The 4,020-nt window shown below is 69.3% G+C and carries 5 protein-coding genes; 2 read left to right on the forward strand and 3 right to left on the reverse strand.

The window, feature by feature from the left end; genetic code table 11:
• The first annotated feature begins 117 nt into the window (after window positions 1–117).
• Window positions 118–528, forward strand: a complete 411-nt coding sequence (locus G6R24_RS18930) for a DoxX family protein (protein ID WP_163550537.1) — start codon at window positions 118–120, stop codon at window positions 526–528.
• 67 nt (window positions 529–595) lie between these two features.
• On the opposite strand, the gene G6R24_RS22870 is transcribed toward G6R24_RS18930, so the two are convergent.
• The gene (locus G6R24_RS22870; protein WP_225438733.1) at window positions 596–1,129 is read right to left on the reverse strand and encodes a DUF4234 domain-containing protein; all 534 of its coding nucleotides are present in this window, start codon (window positions 1,127–1,129) and stop codon (window positions 596–598) included.
• A 172-nt stretch (window positions 1,130–1,301) separates the two neighbouring features.
• On the opposite strand from G6R24_RS22870, the gene G6R24_RS18940 reads away from it, so the two are divergent.
• The gene (locus G6R24_RS18940) at window positions 1,302–1,661 is read left to right on the forward strand and encodes a type II toxin-antitoxin system PemK/MazF family toxin (RefSeq protein ID WP_163550539.1); all 360 of its coding nucleotides are present in this window, start codon (window positions 1,302–1,304) and stop codon (window positions 1,659–1,661) included.
• 49 nt (window positions 1,662–1,710) lie between these two features.
• Here G6R24_RS18940 and G6R24_RS18945 read toward each other — a convergent pair whose 3' ends face one another.
• Window positions 1,711–3,165: a HupE/UreJ family protein gene (locus G6R24_RS18945; protein WP_163550540.1), complete on the reverse strand. Its 1,455-nt coding sequence runs from the start codon at window positions 3,163–3,165 to the stop codon at window positions 1,711–1,713.
• Window positions 3,158–4,020 (reverse strand): DUF3500 domain-containing protein (locus G6R24_RS18950; protein WP_163550541.1); only part of this gene is annotated, 863 nt, incomplete at its 5' end. The genes G6R24_RS18950 and G6R24_RS18945, both read right to left, overlap by 8 nt.

The following is a 4,020-nucleotide window of genomic DNA, read 5'->3' on the forward strand; positions in this document are numbered from 1 at the left end:
AGCCTACGACACGACAATCCATTAACCTACGGCCATTGAGCAAAGGCGTGAGCCGGCTGGCCCGCGTTCTTCGGATTTCTCAGCGTGCAGTCGCGCTCGATCGCCAAGGGAGCTTCCATGGGGCTTCGAACAAAGCAGCGCCGGAGTTCACGGGCGCGGAATGCCACCAGCATCACCGCGGGTGCCGCGATGCTGGTCGCCGGAACCGGTCACCTGTCCTTCGCCCGTGAGACCTTTCAGGCCCAGGTCCCCGACTGGGTCCCCCTGGACAAGGACACCACCGTGCTTGCCTCGGGTGTTGTCGAGATCGCCCTGGGCGCGGCCCTGATCGGCCTGCCCCGCCAGCGTCAGTCCGTCGGGGCGATTCTTGCGGCCTTCCTGGTGGCCGTGTTCCCCGGCAACATCAGCCAGTACACCGGCCACCGGGACGGCTTCGGTCTCGACACGGACCGCAAACGTGGCGTCCGTCTGCTGTTCCAGCCCCTGCTGGTGGCCGTCGCCTGGTGGTCGACCCGGGAGACCGCCTGACAGGTCGACGGCCTCCCGGACCGTGCTGTGGCCAGGCGGGTGCCGGTGGCCGACAGGCACGCTGGGATCAGTACCCGGGATGGGTGGCCCGCGAGGTCAGCACGTCGTGCAGGATGTTGACGCGACGCTGCAGGTAGCGAACATGTGAGCCGAACCAGGCAGGCGCCCAGAACCAGGTGGTGAAGACACCGACCCGGGTCGGTGAGCCGACGAGGGCGTGGGCGGCATTCAGACGCTTGGCCGTCGCGCCAAGGCCGACAAGAGCCCAGAACGGGATGAGCTGGTTCCACCACCGGCTGTTCGCCTGCCGCGGCTGGCCGAGAACCGTGGCCAGTTCGCCGTTGATCCGGTCGTACCAGACGAGGTAGTAGATCGAGAATGTGAGCACACAGAGCCACCACAAGCCCCAGGCGCCCTGCTTGTGCGGGACGGGCGCAGCAGCGCCGACCGGCGGACGAACCGGGGCACCGGCCCAGCCGGGCTGGGCCGGTAGCTGCGGGTTCGGCGCGAGCGCCCCATATGAAACCGGCGCCGGTTGCATGTCGGCACGTGATACGGCCGGGTACTCGTTGTCGATCGGATAGTTGCCTGCTTCAGGCATTGGACCTTCTCCCCCGCGGACCATGCTGTTTGTCCCCGGTGACCGGAACGTCTCCGGGGGCACCGGAGTGTAGCCCTGTGCCCGGCAACCGCGAAGAGCCTGTGGGCCCGCGGGTGTCCGGTCACCGAGGTCGTGTTCTCTCGCCAGCGACCAGACGAGGGTCCACCTCCTGGTGCGGTCCGCCGCATGCCGACACGGTGATCCGGGCGATGTCTGGGCGGTCGCGCTTGATCCCAGTGTTGCCAACGAGCAGCGGGGCACGCGTCCCTGTCTGGTGATCTCCAGTGACGGCTTCAACGCCCTGCCGATCAGGCGGGCGTTCGTCGTTCCGTTGACCACCCGGGACCGCGGCTTCCCGCATCACGTCGCCGTGCAGGACGACGGTGGGCTGGACCGGTCAAGCTGGGCGATGTGGGAGGCGGCCCGTGCGGTCTCCACCCAGCGTTTCGGCCGGTATGTCAGCACGGCGTCGGCCACGTGCGTGGACCGGGTGGCCTGGCAGCTCGCCTCCTGGCTGAGCGGCCAGACCTGAACTCCGCCCGGATCTGTCCGGCCACCGGGGAGCAGCCGTGGCCGACCGATCACCGGTCCGCCGAGCGGATCCCACCGCCGACCACCGGTCGCCGAACTGGCTCCGGTTCGTGCCGGGTCACCGCGGCGGCGGGTTTTCCGGTCAGGTGTCCGGCCCGTCGGGCCAGCTCACAGAGGACTGCGACCACGGCGAGCCCGGCTGCCAGGATGAGCGGATGCTCGACGAGGAGCTCGCCGACCGGTTCGAGCGGATTACCGGACATCAGGCCGGACCGTTGCGCGAACCAGGCCGCCGCGAGGACCGCCCCGAGCAGCGCGACCGCGATCCGCAGCACCGGGTAGACGACGGTACGACTGATCACGATCAGTGACGGCATCACCAGGGCCACGACGACCAGCTGGGTCATCTCGATGCCGAGGTTGAACCCGAGCAGGGTCGTGAGCAGACTCCTGCGGCCAAGGTCGAGCGCGCCCAGCAGCGCGGCGAACGCCAACCCGTGCAGCAGGCCGAACGTGACAGCGATCAGTACCTCGCCCCGGCGTACCAGGGGACGCACGGCGTGGACGGCCGAGACCAGGACGGACAGGGCGATACCGCTTTCGACGAGTCGGGCGGGCAGCCGCACCCAGCCCATTGCGCCAAGCGCCAGGGTGATGGAGTGGCCGACGGCGAACGCCGTGACCACGTGCAGGACGCGCCAGCCCGCGCGCCCGAGATCCGGCCGGCTCGCCCACCGACGCCCCATGGCGGCCAGAGGGGCGGGCAGCAGCAGCATGAGCAGGAACAGCAGGTGATCACTGCCCCCGCTGATGTGCTCGACACCGAGGTGGACCGCGGACACGAAGCCCTGGCTCCCGGACGCCGGAGCCGCCGTCGTCGTCGTCGAGGCCGTGCTCGTCGAGGCCGTGCTCGTCGACGGCAGGGCCGCCACCGGCACCGACTGGGTCTGCCACGACAACATCGCCACCGTGGTGTACGGGCCCGTGCTTCCATAGCGGGCCGAGACGAACACCCGGTGCGAGACGAGCCTGTCCACGACGGCGTCGTAGTGGAGCACAAAGTCCCCCACCGGGCCCGAGCCGGGCGTCAGGGTGGCGTCGAGGACGAGGTCGTCCGCACCGTCGATCGACTCGACCCGGCCGCCGGCGACGCGGGTCACCCACGTCCGGCCGGTCGAGTCCGTCGCCGACAGGTCGCCCTGCACATAGGCCCGCAGCGCGGACACCGTCGCGGCGTCGAGCACGTCGGCCGCGGTGAACCGTCTGTCCATCGCGACGCCGAGCTGGTCCAGGGGCAGGTCGACGGTCGCGGTGACGGTGCGCTCGCCGACGTCCAGCCGGACCACCGAGGTACTGAGCGGATGCGCCCAGGCCCCCGGCGTGAACGCGAGCACCGCGCCGAGCACGACACAGACCATGCACACGGTGCCGGTGAGGAAAGCCGGGACCTGCCGGCGGCCGGTCAGCGCGATGCCCGCCCCCGGTCGTGGCAGCTGGTCACGCACTTGGGTTGGTGCTGCCGTAGTCGTCGTTCTTGTCCCGGTAGACGCCGTGGTAGTGGACGTTCGGGGTGCTCCGGCTGCGGGTGTTGACGAGCTCGATCCACACCCGGGGCCCGTCGACACGCAGGTAGGTGCTCTCGCCGTCGACGGTGTCGCTGTTGGCGAACGCGACGCGGGTCTGGCTGAGCTGGGTCGTGTACGTCTTCATCAGCGAAGCGGCGACGTCGGGGGAGGCATCGCCGACCCAGGCTCCGATCGCGTCGAGGACAAGGCGCTGCTGCTGCGTGGAAAGGTCGGCTACGGCCACGCCCTGGGTCGCGGGGAACTTCCCGCTGTCCACGCCCGGGCCCATCAGGATGTCGTCGATGGTGCTGGAAAGCTTGGCCTTCGCCTCCTGGTCGGCACTGAGGGAGTCGAAGACGTCGAACAGCGTGCCGGCCTTCTCCTTCATCGGCTCCACGGCGGTGCTGCCGATCGTGAAGGACTTCGGCTCGGTACCGGTGAAGTCCGGTGTGATGCTGGCGGTGGCGCCCCTGTAGGTGTAATTACGGGCCAGGTGGTGGCCGCCGAACTGGACCATGAACGAGTCGGTTGTCGAGGGCTTGCCGTAGATCGCGATGTAGTAGTCGGAGTCGGAGCCGAAGCTGTCGGTACCGGAAGCGCTGTTCGCCCTGAGCCAGTCATCGGCCTGCTGGATCGTCTGCACCTGGGCGTAGCCCGCCGGGCTCAGCATGGTCTTCACCAGGGCCATCGCGGCGGTCTTGGCCTCGTCGTCGAGGTCGGAGAGCGCGACGCCCCTGCGTGGCACCTGCTGGGCCGGATAGTTCGACCAGGTCTGGCGGGACACGTTGTCGGTGA

The organism is Candidatus Frankia nodulisporulans, from assembly GCF_902806475.1.
Lineage (GTDB): Bacteria > Actinomycetota > Actinomycetes > Frankiales > Frankiaceae > Frankia > Frankia umida.

What these genes read in the sequence shown, in the direction of transcription:
- G6R24_RS18930 (WP_163550537.1), top strand. Translation starts at nt 118, where the DNA reads ATGGGGCTTCGAACAAAGCAGCGCCGGAGTTCACGGGCGCGGAATGCC.
- G6R24_RS22870 (WP_225438733.1), bottom strand. Translation starts at nt 1,129, where the DNA reads ATGCCTGAAGCAGGCAACTATCCGATCGACAACGAGTACCCGGCCGTA.